The organism is Fructilactobacillus sp. YLN 2412 (genome assembly GCF_059488745.1).
Genome location: NZ_CM183165.1, coordinates 373,548 through 390,395, shown reverse-complemented (window position 1 = coordinate 390,395; position 16,848 = coordinate 373,548). Strand labels below are relative to the sequence as shown.

The 16,848-nt window shown below is 37.2% G+C and carries 11 protein-coding genes and 8 tRNA genes; 2 read left to right on the top strand and 17 right to left on the bottom strand.

Features of this window, described 5'->3' with window-relative positions; genetic code table 11:
• Positions 1-9: 9 nt before the first annotated feature.
• From AC0GLR_RS01725 to AC0GLR_RS01690, 8 genes are all read right to left on the bottom strand, one after another.
• A tRNA-Pro gene (locus tag AC0GLR_RS01725) sits at positions 10-83 on the bottom strand.
• A 7-nt stretch (positions 84-90) separates the two neighbouring features.
• Positions 91-164, bottom strand: a tRNA-Arg gene (locus AC0GLR_RS01720).
• A gap of 19 nt (positions 165-183) precedes the next feature.
• Positions 184-269: transfer RNA gene (locus AC0GLR_RS01715), tRNA-Leu, on the bottom strand.
• A gap of 19 nt (positions 270-288) precedes the next feature.
• Positions 289-360: transfer RNA gene (locus AC0GLR_RS01710), tRNA-Gly, on the bottom strand.
• Between the two features lie 4 nt (positions 361-364).
• Positions 365-438 (bottom strand) — tRNA-Thr (locus AC0GLR_RS01705).
• 11 nt (positions 439-449) lie between these two features.
• Positions 450-532, bottom strand: a tRNA-Leu gene (locus AC0GLR_RS01700).
• 28 nt (positions 533-560) lie between these two features.
• Positions 561-633, bottom strand: a tRNA-Lys gene (locus tag AC0GLR_RS01695).
• A 2-nt stretch (positions 634-635) separates the two neighbouring features.
• Positions 636-708 (bottom strand) — tRNA-Val (locus AC0GLR_RS01690).
• 200 nt (positions 709-908) lie between these two features.
• Between AC0GLR_RS01690 and AC0GLR_RS01685 the strand changes: the two genes are divergently transcribed.
• A complete protein-coding gene (locus AC0GLR_RS01685) occupies positions 909-1,874 on the top strand; it encodes an L-lactate dehydrogenase (protein ID WP_495605092.1) in 966 nt (321 codons plus the stop codon).
• Positions 1,875-1,937: 63 nt separating this feature from the next.
• Here AC0GLR_RS01685 and AC0GLR_RS01680 read toward each other — a convergent pair whose 3' ends face one another.
• Positions 1,938-3,101 (bottom strand): aminotransferase class I/II-fold pyridoxal phosphate-dependent enzyme, encoded by a 1,164-nt coding sequence (locus tag AC0GLR_RS01680; protein WP_495605091.1) that lies wholly within the window; start codon positions 3,099-3,101, stop codon positions 1,938-1,940.
• A 112-nt stretch (positions 3,102-3,213) separates the two neighbouring features.
• On the opposite strand from AC0GLR_RS01680, the gene AC0GLR_RS01675 reads away from it, so the two are divergent.
• Positions 3,214-5,556, top strand: a complete 2,343-nt coding sequence (locus tag AC0GLR_RS01675; RefSeq protein ID WP_495605090.1) for a Xaa-Pro dipeptidyl-peptidase — start codon at positions 3,214-3,216, stop codon at positions 5,554-5,556.
• A 114-nt stretch (positions 5,557-5,670) separates the two neighbouring features.
• Here the strand turns inward: AC0GLR_RS01675 and purB are convergent, their stop codons facing one another.
• The 8 genes from purB to purL all read right to left on the bottom strand — a co-directional run bounded on the left by purB (position 5,671) and on the right by purL (position 16,831).
• Positions 5,671-6,966, bottom strand: coding sequence for an adenylosuccinate lyase (purB, locus tag AC0GLR_RS01670; RefSeq protein ID WP_495605089.1), 1,296 nt, complete (start codon positions 6,964-6,966; stop codon positions 5,671-5,673).
• Between the two features lie 69 nt (positions 6,967-7,035).
• Positions 7,036-8,697, bottom strand: a complete 1,662-nt coding sequence (locus AC0GLR_RS01665; protein ID WP_495605088.1) for a formate--tetrahydrofolate ligase — start codon at positions 8,695-8,697, stop codon at positions 7,036-7,038.
• Between the two features lie 27 nt (positions 8,698-8,724).
• Positions 8,725-9,966 carry a phosphoribosylamine--glycine ligase gene (purD, locus tag AC0GLR_RS01660; protein ID WP_495605087.1) on the bottom strand — a complete coding sequence of 414 codons (1,242 nt, stop codon included), beginning with the start codon at positions 9,964-9,966 and terminating at the stop codon, positions 8,725-8,727.
• 10 nt (positions 9,967-9,976) lie between these two features.
• On the bottom strand, positions 9,977-11,503 hold the full coding sequence (gene purH / locus AC0GLR_RS01655; protein ID WP_495605086.1) for a bifunctional phosphoribosylaminoimidazolecarboxamide formyltransferase/IMP cyclohydrolase: 1,527 nt from the start codon (positions 11,501-11,503) through the stop codon (positions 9,977-9,979).
• Positions 11,500-12,090 carry a phosphoribosylglycinamide formyltransferase gene (gene purN / locus AC0GLR_RS01650; RefSeq protein WP_495605085.1) on the bottom strand — a complete coding sequence of 197 codons (591 nt, stop codon included), beginning with the start codon at positions 12,088-12,090 and terminating at the stop codon, positions 11,500-11,502. Before purN ends, purH begins: the two co-directional genes overlap by 4 nt.
• Positions 12,078-13,130 (bottom strand): phosphoribosylformylglycinamidine cyclo-ligase, encoded by a 1,053-nt coding sequence (gene purM / locus AC0GLR_RS01645; RefSeq protein WP_495605084.1) that lies wholly within the window; start codon positions 13,128-13,130, stop codon positions 12,078-12,080. Before purM ends, purN begins: the two co-directional genes overlap by 13 nt.
• 15 nt (positions 13,131-13,145) lie before the next feature.
• Positions 13,146-14,618: an amidophosphoribosyltransferase gene (gene purF, locus AC0GLR_RS01640; protein WP_495605083.1), complete on the bottom strand. Its 1,473-nt coding sequence runs from the start codon at positions 14,616-14,618 to the stop codon at positions 13,146-13,148.
• A complete protein-coding gene (purL, locus tag AC0GLR_RS01635) occupies positions 14,600-16,831 on the bottom strand; it encodes a phosphoribosylformylglycinamidine synthase subunit PurL (RefSeq protein ID WP_495605082.1) in 2,232 nt (743 codons plus the stop codon). The genes purF and purL overlap by 19 nt, the downstream gene beginning before the upstream one ends.
• Positions 16,832-16,848: the final 17 nt, after the last annotated feature.

Here is a 16,848-nt window from a genome sequence, read left to right as displayed (position 1 = left end):
TTAAAATAATCGGGAAGACAGGATTCGAACCTGCGACCCCCTGGTCCCAAACCAGGTGCTCTACCAAGCTGAGCTACTTCCCGATGAAAATGCACCTAGTAGGAGTCGAACCTACAACCTTCTGATTCGTAGTCAGACACTCTATCCAATTGCGCTATAGGTGCATATTATTATAAATAAAAATGCCGCGGACCGGGATCGAACCGGTATGGTCATTACTGACCGCAGGATTTTAAGTCCTGTGCGTCTGCCAATTCCGCCACCGCGGCAAAATTACTAGATGTTAAAAGCGGAAGACGGGATTCGAACCCGCGACCTCCACCATGGCAAGGTGGCGTTCTACCACTGAACTACTTCCGCATAATGCCGACTAGAGGACTCGAACCTCCGACCTCATCATTACTAGTGACGCGCTCTAGCCATCTGAGCTAAGTCGGCATAATAGATAATGCGGACGAAGGGACTCGAACCCCCACGTCACGAAGACACTAGAACCTAAATCTAGCGCGTCTGCCAATTCCGCCACGTCCGCATATATGCTTATTATTAAATTGTACAAATGAGCCGTGGCAGGTTCGAACTGCCGACCCTCTGATTAAAAGTCAGATGCTCTCCCGGCTGAGCTAACGGCTCAATGGAAGATACAGGGATCGAACCTGTGACCTCCTGCTTGTAAGGCAGATGCTCTCCCAGCTGAGCTAATCTTCCATTGAATGGGATGAGGCAAAAATTAACAACCTCGTTTTGACAACTATTAAATAGTACCATCATAAAATTATTTCGTCAAGCAAAATTTTAAATAAATTAGATTGACCAACTAGTTTTGTTTTTGACTACTATATAACATGAAAAAGTCTCAATAAATGATATAATGTAAGTGTATCATTTATTGAAACTATCTTGAAAGGATGATTATTTTGGCTGAAAAACATCAAAAAGTTGTTTTAGTTGGTGACGGTGCTGTTGGTTCTTCATATGCATTTGCCATGACACAACAAGGTATCGGCGAAGAATTCGTAATCGTTGATATTAATAAAGAACGTACTGAAGGAGACGCACTTGATTTAGAAGATGCAACTCCATACACATTCCCTAAGAACATTTATTCAGGTGACTACCCTGATTGTAAAGATGCCGACTTAGTTGTAATCACTGCTGGTACCCCTCAAAAACCTGGTGAAACTAGATTAGACTTAGTTAACCGTAACTTGAAAATTTTATCTTCAATCGTTAAACCAGTAGTTGACTCTGGTTTTAATGGTATTTTCTTAGTTGCTGCTAACCCAGTTGATATCTTAACTTATGCTACACAAAAATTATCAGGTTTCCCTAAAGAAAAAGTTATCGGTTCAGGTACCTCACTTGATACTGGTCGTTTCAGAGTTGGCGTTGCTAAAAAACTTGGTATCGATCCTGCTAGTGTTGATGCTTACATTTTAGGTGAACATGGTGATTCAGAGTTTGCTGATATCGATGAAGCTTCAATTGGGAACGTTCCTTTAGTTAAATTTGCTGCTGATCGCGGTGTTTCAAAAGATGATTTACTTAAAATTGAAGACGAGACTAGAAACAAAGCATACCAAATCATTAACTTGAAAGGCGCTACTTTCTATGGTGTCGGAACTGCATTAATGCGGATTTCTCGTGCCATTTTACGTAACGAAAATGCTGTCTTACCTATTGGTGCACCAATGAATGGCCAATATGGGTTAAATGATATTTATATTGGTTCCCCTGCAGTTATTAATGCTCAAGGAATTGCCGATGTAATTGAAGTTCCTCTTAGCGATGATGAAAAAGCTAAAATGGCTGCTTCTGCTAAAACTTTACAAGAAACTGCTCATAACGGTATGAAAGCAACTGGTATCGAATAAGCTTTTTTAAATTAAATAAAAACGGACAATTAAAAGATTGTCCGTTTTTTTGTATCTAAAAAATTAATTTAAATAAGATTGTAGCCGTTTAATGGCCTCATGCAAGTTATCCATACTAGTTGCATAACTAGCCCGTACATATCCTTCTCCGCCAGGTCCAAAACTAGATCCAGGAATCATTCCAACTCTAGCATTTTGGGCAACATCTAAACAAAAATCATAACTATCTTGATTATATTCTGCTGGAATTTTAGCAAAAATATAAAATGCGCCTTCAGGTAAGTGATTTTCAAAACCTAAGTCAGCTAAAGCATTGCTTAAGTAATCACGACGTTTAACGTACTCTGCAACCATGGGCAGTGCATCATCTTTTCCATTTCCAAATGCTTCTTCAGCAGCATCCTGAGCTGCAGTCATAACAGAAGTAGTCACTAATTCGTGGACTTTAGCGATTTCTGTCACTAACTCAGCTGGACCAGCAAATAAACCAATCCGCCAGCCAGTCATGGCATGCGATTTTGACAGACCATTAAACAAAATAGTTTGATCTGGTAAATATTTTGCAATTGAAGTATGTTTTTTCCCATAAGTAAGTTCACTATAAATCTCGTCGCTTATTACTAATAAATTGGTATTAGCAATTACATCAGCTAATGCTTTAACCTGACTCTCTGAATATGTTCTCCCAGTTGGATTAGACGGAAAGTTTAAAATTAATGCCTTAGCATTCGGATGTTTTGCAATTACATTTTGAAGTTTTTGCGGCGTTAATAAGAAATCGTCATCTTGGGTATCAATTGCAACTCGTTTGCCGCCATTTAAATCAATTAAAGAATAATAAACAGGAAAAGCAGGAGTAGGAATTAGCACTTCATCTCCATCAGAAATCAACGTTTCCATTGTGTCATACATTGCTTCCGTAACACCGTTAGTAATCACTAATTCGGTGTCAGGATTATAATCTAACCCATATTTTTGCTTTAAAAAATCAGCTGCTGCTCTTCGCGTTTCAATCCGACCCCAAGTAGCTGTGTAATGACTATCATTGCTTTCAATTGCTGCAATAGCAGCTTTTTTCACATGTTCTGGCGTCGCAAAATCAGGTTCCCCCAAAGTTAATTTGATTAAATCTGGAATTTCAGCTAATTTTTCACTAAACCCATAAATATTTGATAATTTTGTATTTAAAACGTTCTTTTTGACTTCTGATGTCAGTTTCTCTGTCATGATATTATTCTCCAATTTTTAATTCGTTATCTTTTTCACTACTAATTCTACACTATTACATCCTAAAGAAATTAAATAAGGTACAATGTAGAAAAAATAAAAGAGGTGCTCAATGAAAATTAATCAATTTGCACAATTACATCCAGGGATAACCACTGTCAAAAAAGAATTAAATACAATTGGTTTTCCTACTTCAGCAACTACCATAACCGCCTTATTTAAAAAGTTTTTACATACAATCTTTTGGCAATTTCCTGCTGAAAGTAGTTTTCATGCGGAACTAGATCAATATTTAGCGACACCCAACACCACCTTGGGGCATTTTATCAAAGAAAAAAAGCCAATTACAAACGAAGTCTTTTATCTCGTTGCTTTACAGCTACTTGATTTTGAAGCTGGCAATGATTTTGTTATCGAGTCACCCATTACTAGCATGAAAAAATTGGGTTTATTACACCTAAAAAATATTAAAACCACAAATAATCTCGTGACCGCTTGCTATGACTTACTAAATACTCATACTAAAAATGGTTTAACTTTAATTGATAAACTAGCAGCTCAAGGTTATTATGCCCAATCTCGTTTCAACCAAAATCAACAATTAATTTTTAACGGAAAAGCTCAGGCTACTTTTTTAACCCAAAATTTCATTTATGAAACTGTTTATGTTCAAACTGACTTTGATTCTGATTTTGATGGAAAAAACGATTTAATCAAAGTTGAAATTACTCGGCCCAAAACAAATATGAAAGTTGCAGTAGCTTATACTGCTTCTCCATATGATCAAGGGACTAATGATTTATTAGGCGAAAAACTAACTCATAACGTTAATGTTCCCATTACTAAGAAGGCTGCTGGAAAGAATAAACTAACACAAACATCAGCTTTGGTAAGTGGGAAAAGTCCTCTAGCTCAAAAACAAGCTGCTAAAGCCACTCATACACACACTCCTAAACCCGGCTATACACTCAATGATTATTTGTTAGTTCGCGGTTTTGCCAGTGTTTATGCAGCTGGAATTGGTACCATTGATTCTGACGGTTTGCAAACTTGTGGCGACCAACAACAGACTGCTAGTACCACCGCTGTAATTGAATGGTTACATGATGATCGGATTGCATACACCAACCGCACGGATCATGTGCCGGTCAAAGCTGATTGGAGCAATGGTAACGTAGCAATGACTGGACGTTCATATCTTGGAACCTTAGCAGTTGCCGCGGCAACTACCGGAGTTAAAGGTTTAAAGACCATTATTGCTGAAGCTGCGATTTCTTCGTGGTACGACTATTATCGAGAAAATGGCTTAGTAATTGCTCCTGGGGGTTTTCAAGGAGAAGATGCCGATGTATTGGCAGGAGAAACTTTCTCTAGAAGTCTACGACTTGGCGATTATCATAAAATCAAGCCAGCTTTTGAAAAAGAATTAACTCGTTTAACAACCGATCAAGATCGAAAAACTGGTAGTTATAATCAATTTTGGCATGAACGTAACTATCGGAATAATTTAAAAAATATTAATGCTGATATTATGCTAGTTCATGGCTTGAATGATTGGAACGTTAAACTTAAAAATCCAGCTAAGCTATGGCAAGGAATTCAACAATTACCTATTAATAAAAAACTAATCTTACATCAAGGACAACACGTCTATATTAATGCTTTCCCTTCGTTTGATTTTTCTGACATAGTTAATCTGTGGTTAACTCATGAATTATATGATATTGATAACCACGCTGAAAAAATCATTCCCAATGTGATTGTTCAAGACAATGTGACTGCTGACACTTGGAAATCTAAACCGAATTGGTTATCGCAAGTCACTACTAATTTCCCGCTTAATTTCTCAAAAACACAGTTTAAAAATGAAATAGAACTACAACAATTTACTGAATATTGCCAAAATCCTAATACATGGCAAACTGATCTACTAAATCTAACTAATAACAAACTTCATGATAACCAAATTAGTGCTCAGATTGATATCAATCACGAAACTAATATCAACGGGAGTGTAAAAGTTAACCTCAGAATTAAAAGCAACCAGGATATTGGAATGATTAGTGCTCTCTTGTTAGATTCAGGAAATGCATACCGCTTGCAGGAATCACCAACTATCTTAAAAAAGAATGGAGTGCAACTTGGTTATCGTTGGTATACAGATGATTTACGTGAATTAATGCAAAATAAACAGGCGACGTCCTTTAAAATAATTTCTCGAGCCCATCTAAATCTCCAAAACCGTCATGATTCGTCTCAAAACGAAGTTGTCGAACCAGATAAATTTTATGATATTAGTTTCGATTTACAGCCAGCTTATTATCATTTGCCTGCCGGCAGAAAATTAACTTTAATTTTATATGCAACTGATTTTCAAATGACTACTAGAGGAAATCAGGCAATTCATTATACAATTAATCAAGAACATTGTTCACTCGACATTCCCTTTCAATAACCATTTTCAAGCCTTAATCTCAATGAGATTAAGGCTTTTTTATTATTAAAAATCCAGACAAAAAACAGTAGAATTCAACTTGAACTCTACTGTTATACAAAATTATTTTAATTTTTATTCTAAGCCTACACGTTTAAAAATTTCATCTGCATGGCGAATCTGATAATGATAATCAAAAATTTCATCAATTTCTTCTTGAGACAATTTTTTACTGATTTCTTCATTATTTTCAACCAATGGTTTAAATTGTTGATGTTCGTCCCAAGCCTTGGCAGTCAAAGGCTGAACTAAATCATAAGCCGCTTCACGACTCATACCCTTTTCAATCAATTCAAGCATTACACGTTGACTAAAAATTAATCCATAAGTGATTTTCATGTTTTCTTTCATTCGGTCTGGGAAAACTACTAAGTTACTTAAAATCCCGTTAAAGCGATTTAACATGTAATCTAATAAAGTAGTAGCTTCTGGAAGAATAATCCGTTCTGCAGAAGAGTGCGAAATATCCCGTTCATGCCATAAAGAAACATTTTCATAAGCAGTAGTGATTAATCCTCGTAAGGTCCGTGCTAAACCAGTAATATTTTCTGAGCCAATTGGATTCCGTTTATGCGGCATAGCTGAAGAACCCTTTTGACCCTTATTAAATAGTTCTTCAACTTCATGAATTTCAGATCTTTGTAACCCACGAATTTCAGTTGCAAAGTTTTCTAAACTTGTACCAATCAATGCAAGAGTGGCAATGTATTCAGCATGTAAGTCACGAGGTAAAACTTGGCTAGTGATTTCTTGAGGACGCAACCCAAATTTTTTACAAACATATTGTTCAATTTCAAGCGGCATATATGCATAAGTTCCAACAGCACCAGAAATATTACCAGCTTCAACCCCTGCAGCAGCCTCGTCAAAACGTTTTAGATTTCGTTTCATTTCTGAATACCAACGTGCCATTTTCAAACCAAAGGTAGTTGGTTCGGCTTGAACACCATGGGTTCGACCGATTTCAACTGTATTTTTGTACTTCAATGCCATTTTTTTAATGGTTTCCATTAACATTTCGATATCACTGCGTAAAATCTGATTAGCCTGCTTCAAACGTAATCCTTGTGCGGTATCGACTACGTCAGTACTAGTAATTCCATAATGAATCCAGCGTTTTTCAGGTCCTAATGATTCAGAAACATTGCGAGTAAAAGCGACAATATCATGATGAGTTTCTTTTTCAATTTCTGCAATTTTATCAACATCAAAAGTGGCATTATCTTGGATTTTTTTAATTTCAGCATCGGAAATCATTCCTTGTTGATTCCAGGCTTCATCAATTGCAATTTCAACATCCAACCAAGTCTGATACTGATTTTGCATACTCCAAATTTTCTTCATTGGTGCTCGTGAATATCTATCAATCATCTGCAATTTCCTCTTTTATTTCAAAATATAGTTTTGCAATAAGCTACAAAATAATTATACGCTACCAGTTTAAAACAAACCGGTAATTTTTTCGTCGTTATCGATTTCAATATGATTAGCAGCAGGATCTTTAGGCAATCCAGGCATTGTCAAAATATTACCAGCCATTGCAACCAAGAAGCCGGCACCTAGCTTAGGCACAAATTCACGAATGTGAATCACAAAATCTTCTGGTTTCCCAATTTGTTTTGCATCATCTGTTAATGAATATTGGGTCTTGGCAACAATAATTGGCAACTTATCCCAACCTAATTTCTCAAAGTTAGCAACTTGTTTTTGGGCTTTGGGTGACAATTCAATTCCTTTGCCACCATAAATCACTTGAACGATTTTATTTAATTTAGTCGTAATACTGTCAGCTGGTTGATATAAAGGCTTAAAGTCAGCTGGTTGTTCAGTAGCTGCAACGACTCCAGCTGCTAAATCAGTAGCACCTTGTCCACCTTGACCCCAAACATCAGCAGGATATGACTTTACACCTTGTTGGTTCGCATAATCCTCAATCATTTTTAACTCGGCATCAGTATCATTAGTAAATTTGTTAATAGCTACTACAACTGGGACACCATAACGTTTCATGCTGCTAATATGTTGACCTAAGTTTGCCAAGCCTTTTTGCAATGCGGCAGTATCTTCATGGTTAAGCTCTTTTTTATCCATCCCACCATGCATTTTCAAAGCTCGAACAGTAGCAACAATCACAATTGTATCCGGATGCTTTTGCAAAAGCGGAGTTTTGACATCTAAGAATTTTTCTCCACCTAAGTCAGCCCCAAATCCTGCTTCAGTTACAGAATAATCGCCCATTTTCAAGGCAATTTTAGTAGCTTGAATTGAATTAGTTCCCTGAGCAATGTTTGCAAATGGTCCCCCATGAATCAAAGTCGGTGTATGTCCCATCGTTTGTACCAAGTTGGGCTTAATTGCATCTTTTAATAAGGTAGTAATAGCACCAGCAACGCCTAATTCAGCAACTGTAACAGGTCTTTTATCATATGTATAACCCACCACGATTTTATTAATTCTGCGTTTCATATCATTTAAATCAGTTGACAAAGTTAAAATTGCCATTAATTCTGAAGCAGCCGTAATATCAAAACCACTTTCACGAGGAACTCCACTCGTTCTTCCTCCTAAGCCAATTACAATATGACGCAATTCACGATCATTAACATCTAAAACTCGTTTTAGTAATACTTGGCGAGGATCCAAATTTAATTTGTTTCCTTGATAAATACTATTATCAACCAATGCCATTAAGGTATTTTGCGCAATCGTCAAAGCATGAAAATCACCAGTGAAATGTAAGTTAATATCATCCATGGGCAACACTTGTGACATGCCTCCACCAGTTGCTCCACCTTTCATCCCCATGACAGGTCCAAGTGAGGGTTCTCTTAGTGCCAACATGGTTTTATGATGAGTTAAGTTCAAGGCATCTGCCAAACCGACAGCAACAGTTGATTTTCCCTCTCCAGCAGGAGTGGGATTAATTGAAGTTACCAATATCAACTTACCATTTTCATTTTTATGAAATTTTTCATTGATTTCAATCTTAGCGGTATTTTTCCCATAAGGAATTACTTCATCTGAAACAAATCCAGCTTGTTTAGCTACCTTTTCAATTGGCCACATAGTTGCGGCTTGTGCAATTTCAATATCACTCTTCATTTTTCCACCCCAAAAGTTATGTTGTAGTTAGTTATTATTTAATTTACCAATATCTTGCCGATATTCCAAATTCATTTTTGTATTATTTAAAATGGAGTAAATCTTTTCTCTTGCTAATTCTAAAGTTGGAGCATGAACAACCGTGGTTAAAATTCGCCCGCCATCACTAACTAGTTGACCTCTTTGTAACTTAGCACTCGCATAATTAATTAAAAGATCATCTTTCAAATTAGGAATTTTATATAGTTGCTGATTAGCAGCTGGATAATTAGGATTTACTAAAACAACTCCTAGATAAATATCTGTCTGCTGCCATTTAGGCTGAACATGTCTTCCAGCCAATAAATCAGTGATCAAAGTATAAAAATCACTTTGCAATTGTGGCAATACCACTTGTGTTTCCGGATCACCAAATCGAACGTTAAATTCAATTACTTTAGGACCCGACTTCGTCAGCATCACCCCAGTATATAAAACACCGTAAAACGGTGTGTTTTGTTGTTGCATCGCAGCCAGTGTTGGCATTACTAATTGCTCAATTGCTAATTTAACATTCTCTTTTGAAACGTTAACAACTGGACTATAAGATCCCATTCCACCAGTATTTGGACCACGGTCATCTTCAAAACGACGTTTATAATCATGAGCAATTGGCGTATGAACAACTTGGTATTTTCCAACTAGAGAAAAAACAGAAAATTCAAAACCTTCTAAGTATTCTTCAATTACCAATTTAGCTTTAGGCTGTTTTTGATATAGCTTGGTTAAAAATTCATTGGCAGCAAGTTGATTTTTGTGAATAGAAACGCCTTTACCAGCTGCTAAAGCATCTGTTTTTATCACAATTGGATAACCTAATTCATCGGCAACTTGAAGAGCAGCGCTCAATGAAGTAACAGTTTTAGATTTAGCAGTTGGAATATCAGCATCAGCTAACAGTTTCTTCATGAATGCCTTTGATCCTTCTAGCTTTGCCGCTTGCTGATTAGGACCAAAGATAACTAAGCCGGCTGCTTCAAAGGCATCAACGATTCCGGCAACTAATGGTGCTTCATTTCCAACAAACGTTAAATCAACATGATGTTCCTTTGCAAATTTAATGAGCGCTGGGAAGTCAGAAGTGTCAATGGCGACTGGTGAAATACCAGCAGTTTCCATCCCGTCGTTTCCTGGAGCTACAAATATTTGATCAACTTGTGGACTACGTTTAAAGGTTTGTGCAAGCGTATGTTCACGTGCTCCCGATCCAATAACTAATACATTTGCCATTGATAACTCCTTAGTGTTTAAAGTGACGATTACCAGAAAATACTAGAGCAACCCCTAATTCATTAGCTTTATCAATAGAATCCTGATCTTTGATTGATCCACCTGGTTCAATAATAGCATCAATTCCATGTTTAGCAGCATATTCAACCGAATCGTCCATTGGGAAGAAGGCGTCAGAAGCCAGTACTGCATCTTTAAAGCTTGGTTTTGTTTGAGCATGGTCAATCGCAATTTTAACTGAATCAATTCGATTAGGCTGACCTGCTCCGATTCCAAGTGTTTGACCTTCACTAGCAACCACAATTGCATTTGACTTTACATATTTAACTGCAGTTTGTGCAAACAACATTGCTTTCATTTGCGCTTCAGTCGGCTGCTTTTTAGAAACTACTTTTAAATCATCCATTGATTCTGTTTCTAAATCACGATCTTGCATTACCGCTCCACCTAGAACAGAAGTTGTTTCAATTTTTTGTGGAATTTGGTTGGTAAAGGGGAGTGTTAACAAACGAAGATTCTTTTTTCGAGCTAACTCTTCATAAGCGTCATCATCAAAACTAGGAGCAATTACGATTTCAAGAAAAATACTGTGTAATTTTTTAGCAGTCGCTAAATCAACAGGACGATTTAAGGCAACAATTCCACCAAAGATAGAAATATCATCACCTTCATAAGCTTTATCCCAGGCTTCTTCAATATTTTTTCCAATTCCAATTCCAGCAGGATTCATATGCTTGACAGTCACAACTGCTGGATCAGAAAATTCTGCAATGATTCGTAAAGCCGCATCTGCATCACGAATATTGTTATAAGAAAGTTGTTTACCATGGAGGATATTAGCGTTTAAAACCGAATAAGGTTCAGAAATTGCATCCCGATAGGCAGCCGCTTTTTGTTGTGAATTTTCACCATAACGTAATGGTTCAAATAAATCATAAGTATTAGTTACCTTTTGCGTAAATTCTGGACCAGTTAAATATTGAGAAATTAAAGCATCATAAGCAGCAGTGTGTCTAAATACTTTTGCAGCTAGTCCTTTTCGAAATGTGGGGGTATCAGTTTTGTCTTGAATTGCTTGTAACACTTTTGAATAGTCAGCTGGATCAACAACTGCCAATACATCATGATAATTTTTAGCACCAGAGCGAAGCATTGAGGGACCACCAATATCAATTTGTTCAATAGCATCTGCTTCAGTAATGTCTGGTTTCTCAATCGTTTCTTTAAAGGGATATAAGTTAACTGCTACTAAATCAATCGGTTTAATTTTTTCTTCCTTTAATTGTTGCATATGATCTGAAACATCGCGCCGAGCTAATAGCCCTCCATGAACATTAGGATGAAGTGTCTTAACACGTCCATCTAACATTTCGGGAAAATTAGTTACATCTTCAATTGGAATAACTTTAACCCCAGCATCATGTAACGTTTGATAAGTTCCTCCGGTTGAAACAATTTCAAAATCAAGCTTTTCCAATCCTTTTGCAAATGAAACCACATCGGTTTTGTCTGAAACACTAATTAATGCTCTTTTCATGATTTAAATACTCCCTCTGTAATCAACTTCTGTAATGTTTTTGGATATAACTGATGTTCAACAGCATGAATCTTCGCTTCTAAAGAAGCTAACGAGTCATCCGCTGCAATTCTTACTGGTTCTTGAGCAATAATTTTTCCACTATCAACGCCATCATTGACATAATGAATGGTGACTCCTGTGACTTTCACTCCATAATTATATGCATCATCAATTCCCTGTCGTCCGGGAAAGCTGGGTAATAAAGCTGGGTGAATATTAATAATTTTTTGAGGATAAGCTTGAACAAATTGTGGCGTTAAAATCCGCATATACCCCGCTAACAAAATCCCATCGACTTGATCAACTGCTAATTGTTGCAAAATCTTTGCTTCAGCGACTTTACGATTAGGATAATCTTTGTAGTTAATAACGAAGATTGGGACGTTTTCCTGCTTAGCAATTTGGATTACTTTGACATCATCATGATCAACGACCAAACGAACAATTTGTGCAGGTAACTTTTGTGATTGAATATATTTTAGTAAAGCAGCAAAATTAGTACCATTTCCAGATGCCATAACCGCTAGTCGAGTTATTTTTTCCATGGAGACTCTCCTTCAAAAATAACTCCAGAATCAGTTGGGTCAGTTTTAGGTTGTAATTTGCCAATTTCATAAACTGCTTGATTAATATCTTTAAAATGAGTCATCACAGCATTTAAATTGTCTGGTTTTACAATTAAAATCATTCCCAAGCCATTGTTAAACGTTTTTAACATGTCTTTTGTGCTTAAATCGCCAGTTTGTTGTAACAAATTGAAAATATCTAATACTGGCCAACTCCCCCATGTTAACTTTGCCTGTAAATTTTTACTAAATGCTCGAGGCAGATTGCCAACAATTCCACCGCCAGTAATATTACTAATTCCAGTAATTTGATGATTATCAAGTAATTTACTAATCAAAGGATAATATAGCGTAGTTGGAGTTAATAATTGGGATTGCAAATCTTTGGACAATTTTTGAAAGTCCTGAGAATTCTTAATTCCAAAAACTGAGCGAACTAGCGAATAGCCATTGGAATGAATTCCAGAAGATGGCAATCCTAGCAAAATATCTCCTACTTCAGCATTTTGGGGAGAATCAAGAATTTCATCTTTTTCGGCAATTCCAACCCCAAAAGCTGCTAAATCATAATGTTTTTCTGCATAAAGACCCGGAAGTTCAGCTGACTCACCGCCGATTAGCGATGCTCCAACTGCTTTAGTAGCCTGAGCAATTCCACCAATAATTTCAGCTGCTGTTTCAGGACGCATTTTATCAACCGCTAAATAATCTTGTAAAAAAAGGGGCTTGGCTCCTTCAGCAATAATATCGTTCATTACCATTGCCACTAAATCTTGTCCGATAGTATCATGTTTATCAGCACCGATTGCTAATAATAATTTAGTCCCCACTCCGTCGGTTCCACTAACTAAAACTGGATGCTGGTACCCAACCGGCAATTCAAAAACTGATCCAAAACCACCTAATCCAGCTAGTACTTGAGGAGTATAAGTTGCTTCAACTGCAGAACGCATTTTTTGGACTGCTTCGTCACCAGCATGAATATCAACTCCAGCTTTGGCATAAGCATCTTTTCCCATTCCAATCCTCCTTAACTATTTCTGTCCCACTTCGGGATCGAAAGTAACTTCTCCTGTTTTTTCTTTCGCAGCTAATTCAGGTTCATAGTCATAAATGGGAGAAGGATAATGACCATCAAAATAAGCGGTCGTTAATCCGGTTCCCTTATCAGCATGCTGTAATCCAATTGAATCAACCAAACCTTCAGTTGATAAAAATTGAAGCGAATCAGCCCCGATTTTCTTTCGCATTGCTTCAGTTGAATTATTTGCTGCCATTAATTCCTTACTAGTTTGCATATCAATCCCATAAAAAGAGGGATATTTAAAAGCTGGAGAAGCAATCCGAACATGTACTTCTTTCGCACCTGCTTCACGAAGCATCCGAATAATGTACTTTGAGGTCGTCCCTCGAACAATTGAATCATCAACCAAAACCACTCGTTTCCCTTTTAAAACAGAAGGAATTGCACTTAATTTCATCCGTACAGCTCGTTCTCGTCTCTCCTGAGTTGGTTCAATAAAAGTTCTAGCAATATACTGGTTCTTAATCAATCCCATTTCATTAGGAAGTCCAGAAGCTTCAGCATATCCCATGGTAGCTGATAATGAAGAATTAGGAACGGCTACCACAATATCAGCGTCAGCAGGAGCCTCTTTAGCTAATTGTTCTCCCATTCGTTTCCGAGCTTGGTGAACGTTTACTCCATAAATGTCAGAATCAGGACGTGCAAAATAAATGTATTCCATTGAGTCAATGTTTAACGTGGTATCAGTAGTATAGTGATCAATTTTCATTCCTTGATCATTAATTGTAATTAATTCACCCGGTTGAACATCACGAACAAATTTAGCTCCAACAGCATTTAATGCAGCTGTTTCACTAGTAGCTACATAAGCTCCATTAGGCAACCGACCAATCACAAACGGACGATAACCATGTGGATCTAAAGCAGCATAAATGCCATCTGGAGTCATTAACAAAACTGCAAAACCACCATGAATCTGGTTCAGTGCTTCTTTTAGTTGTCCAACAAAAGTTGTTTTTTTCGAACGACGAATTAAGTGCAACAAAATTTCAGTATCTGATGAGGATTGAAAAATGGCACCTTTATCTTCTAACTCTTTACGCAAAGTTTTAGCATTCGTAATATTTCCGTTATGAGCTAAAGCAACCTGCATATCGTTAAAGTTCACCATAAACGGCTGAATGTTTTCTACTCCACCAGATCCAGCTGTTGCATATCGAACATGTCCTAATGCTGCATCACCTTTTAAATTTTTTAATTTTTGTGGATCTTCAAACACTGTACTAAGTAATCCCAAACCACGTTCCTGCCATAAATGACCGTGATTATTAGAAACAATCCCTGCTCCTTCTTGTCCCCGATGTTGTAAAGCATGTAACCCGTAAAAAGTTAATTCTGCGGCGTTAGGCATCCCCCACACTCCAAAGATTCCACATTCTTCATTTAAAGAATTAGCAGATTTTAATGGTTCAATTGCCATGTTATCGCCTCCTGATAACCTTTTTCAATTTTATTTTTAGGTACTGAAATATTCTGATCGCGAGCTTCAAGATTTAATTCATTATTTTTCGTTACCTTGCCAATTAAGTTGGCTTGTTTTCCAGCCAATTTTTCAAATTGTATCTGGTTTTCAGGTTTAACTGTTACTACAAACAACGAGGGGGTTTCAGCAAAATACCAGCTAACCGGCATATCTTGTTTAACATTTGCACCTAGGTTCGTATTAAAGGTCATTTCAGCAATCGCAACTCCTAACCCACCTTCAGCTACATCATGAGCACTGTTAATCAGTCTTTGATTGATGCCAGCTAAAACTAGTTGTTGATGTTGCTTCTCTTTTTCCTTATCAAAATCACTTAATTTACCAGCGATTTTACCAGTTTGCATTTTTTGTAATTCAGTACCATTAAAGTCTGGTCTAACTTCACCAACTAAGTAAATTAAATCGTCAGCGTTTTTAAAGTTAATCGTAGTTGCTTTTTGAACGTCATCAAGCAAACCAACCATTCCAACCATTGGTGTCGGATAAATTGCCTGTACATCAGTTTCGTTATACAAGGAAACATTTCCAGAAATAATCGGAGTATTCAGCATTTTTGCCATATCGTTAATTCCTTCACACGACTGTGCAAGTTCATAATAAATTTCTGGATCATCAGGGTCACCAAAATTCAAACAATCGGTAATTCCAATCGGGGTAGCACCAGTTGCCACAATGTTGCGAGCGGCTTCTGCGACCGCTAATTCTCCTCCAATTTTTGGATCAAGATAGGTATAACGTCCACTAATGTCGGTTGTCATTGCAAGTGCTTTAGATGTTCCTTTAATTCGAACTAAGGCAGCATCGCCACCAGGCTTGATAACAGTGTTGGTTTTCACCATACTATCGAAATGTTTAAATAAATCGGCTTTAGAGGCAATCGTACTTTGCTTTAATAAGGACATTAAAGTCTCACTAGCATCAGTTATTGGGGGCTGGTATTGATTATCAGATTCATAACTAAGATGCTGTGGTTTGGTCTGTTCCATTACTTGTTTAGGTGGATTAGTTAGATAATTAACATCCACATCCGCTACTTGTTGGCCTTTAAATGACAACACATATTTTCCATCATCAGTAACTTCACCAATATCAACTGCTGAAAGTCCAGCATCAGCAAACACTTGAGAAACTTGAGCAACGCAATCCGCTTTTACAACTAACAGCATCCGTTCTTGTGATTCGGATAGCATTAATTCATAAGGAGTCATATTAGTTTCTCGTTGTGGAACTTTATCTAAATCAAGATGAATACCAGTACCAGCTTCGTCAGCCATTTCAGCAGATGATGAAACTAATCCGGCAGCCCCCATATCTTGCACACCTACAATTTCGTCGCCATGTTCTCGGATTGCTTTAATAGTAGCATCCATGACTAATTTTTCTAAAAAAGGGTCGCCGACTTGAACAGCAGAACGATTTTTTTCAACCCCGCTATCAAAGTCGCTAGAAGCAAAAGTAGCCCCGTGAATTCCGTCTCGTCCGGTTTTAGCTCCCACGTATAAAACTCGGTTACCAATTCCTTCAGCTTTACCAACTTGCATATCGGCTTGATTTAACAATCCGACTGCCATTACATTAACTAATGGATTTCCTTGATAAGTAGCATCAAATCCGATTTCACCACCAACCGTTGGAATTCCAATTGCATTTCCATAACCAGCAATTCCTGCGATGATCCCATTGACTAAATGTTTAGTATCGTTATTGTTCAATTCCCCAAAGCGTAAGCTGTCTAAAACAGCGATTGGTTGAGCTCCCATTGAAAAAATATCACGTAAAATTCCACCAACACCAGTAGCAGCTCCTTCGTATGGCTCAACCGCTGAAGGATGATTATGTGATTCTGCCTTGAAAACTACTGCTTGTTGGTCGCCAATATCTAAAACTCCAGCTCCTTCACCAGGACCTTGCAAAACACGTTCATTTTTAGACCAGAACTCTTTTAAAACTGGCTTAGATTTTTTATATGAACAATGTTCCGACCACATGGCAGCAAACAATCCTGTTTCTGTGTAATTTGGTAATCGATGCAAATGTTCACAAATTAAATCGTATTCCTCAGTCGTCAACGCCCAATCGCGGTAAATTTTATTTTCTTTAATTTCTTCTGGAGAAGGTTCATTTCTCATTGGTTCTGGAACTTTTCCCATAACGCACTCCTTGTCTT

Excerpts from the sequence above, each read along its gene's own strand:
- purL (WP_495605082.1), bottom strand. The coding sequence starts at position 16,831 with ATGGGAAAAGTTCCAGAACCAATGAGAAATGAACCTTCTCCAGAAGAA.
- AC0GLR_RS01665 (WP_495605088.1), bottom strand. The coding sequence starts at position 8,697 with ATGAAGAGTGATATTGAAATTGCACAAGCCGCAACTATGTGGCCAATT.
- AC0GLR_RS01680 (WP_495605091.1), bottom strand. The coding sequence starts at position 3,101 with ATGACAGAGAAACTGACATCAGAAGTCAAAAAGAACGTTTTAAATACA.
- purH (WP_495605086.1), bottom strand. The coding sequence starts at position 11,503 with ATGAAAAGAGCATTAATTAGTGTTTCAGACAAAACCGATGTGGTTTCA.
- purF (WP_495605083.1), bottom strand. The coding sequence starts at position 14,618 with ATGGCAATTGAACCATTAAAATCTGCTAATTCTTTAAATGAAGAATGT.
- AC0GLR_RS01685 (WP_495605092.1), top strand. The coding sequence starts at position 909 with ATGATTATTTTGGCTGAAAAACATCAAAAAGTTGTTTTAGTTGGTGAC.
- purN (WP_495605085.1), bottom strand. The coding sequence starts at position 12,090 with ATGGAAAAAATAACTCGACTAGCGGTTATGGCATCTGGAAATGGTACT.
- purM (WP_495605084.1), bottom strand. The coding sequence starts at position 13,130 with ATGGGAAAAGATGCTTATGCCAAAGCTGGAGTTGATATTCATGCTGGT.
- purB (WP_495605089.1), bottom strand. The coding sequence starts at position 6,966 with ATGATTGATAGATATTCACGAGCACCAATGAAGAAAATTTGGAGTATG.
- purD (WP_495605087.1), bottom strand. The coding sequence starts at position 9,966 with ATGGCAAATGTATTAGTTATTGGATCGGGAGCACGTGAACATACGCTT.
- AC0GLR_RS01675 (WP_495605090.1), top strand. The coding sequence starts at position 3,214 with ATGAAAATTAATCAATTTGCACAATTACATCCAGGGATAACCACTGTC.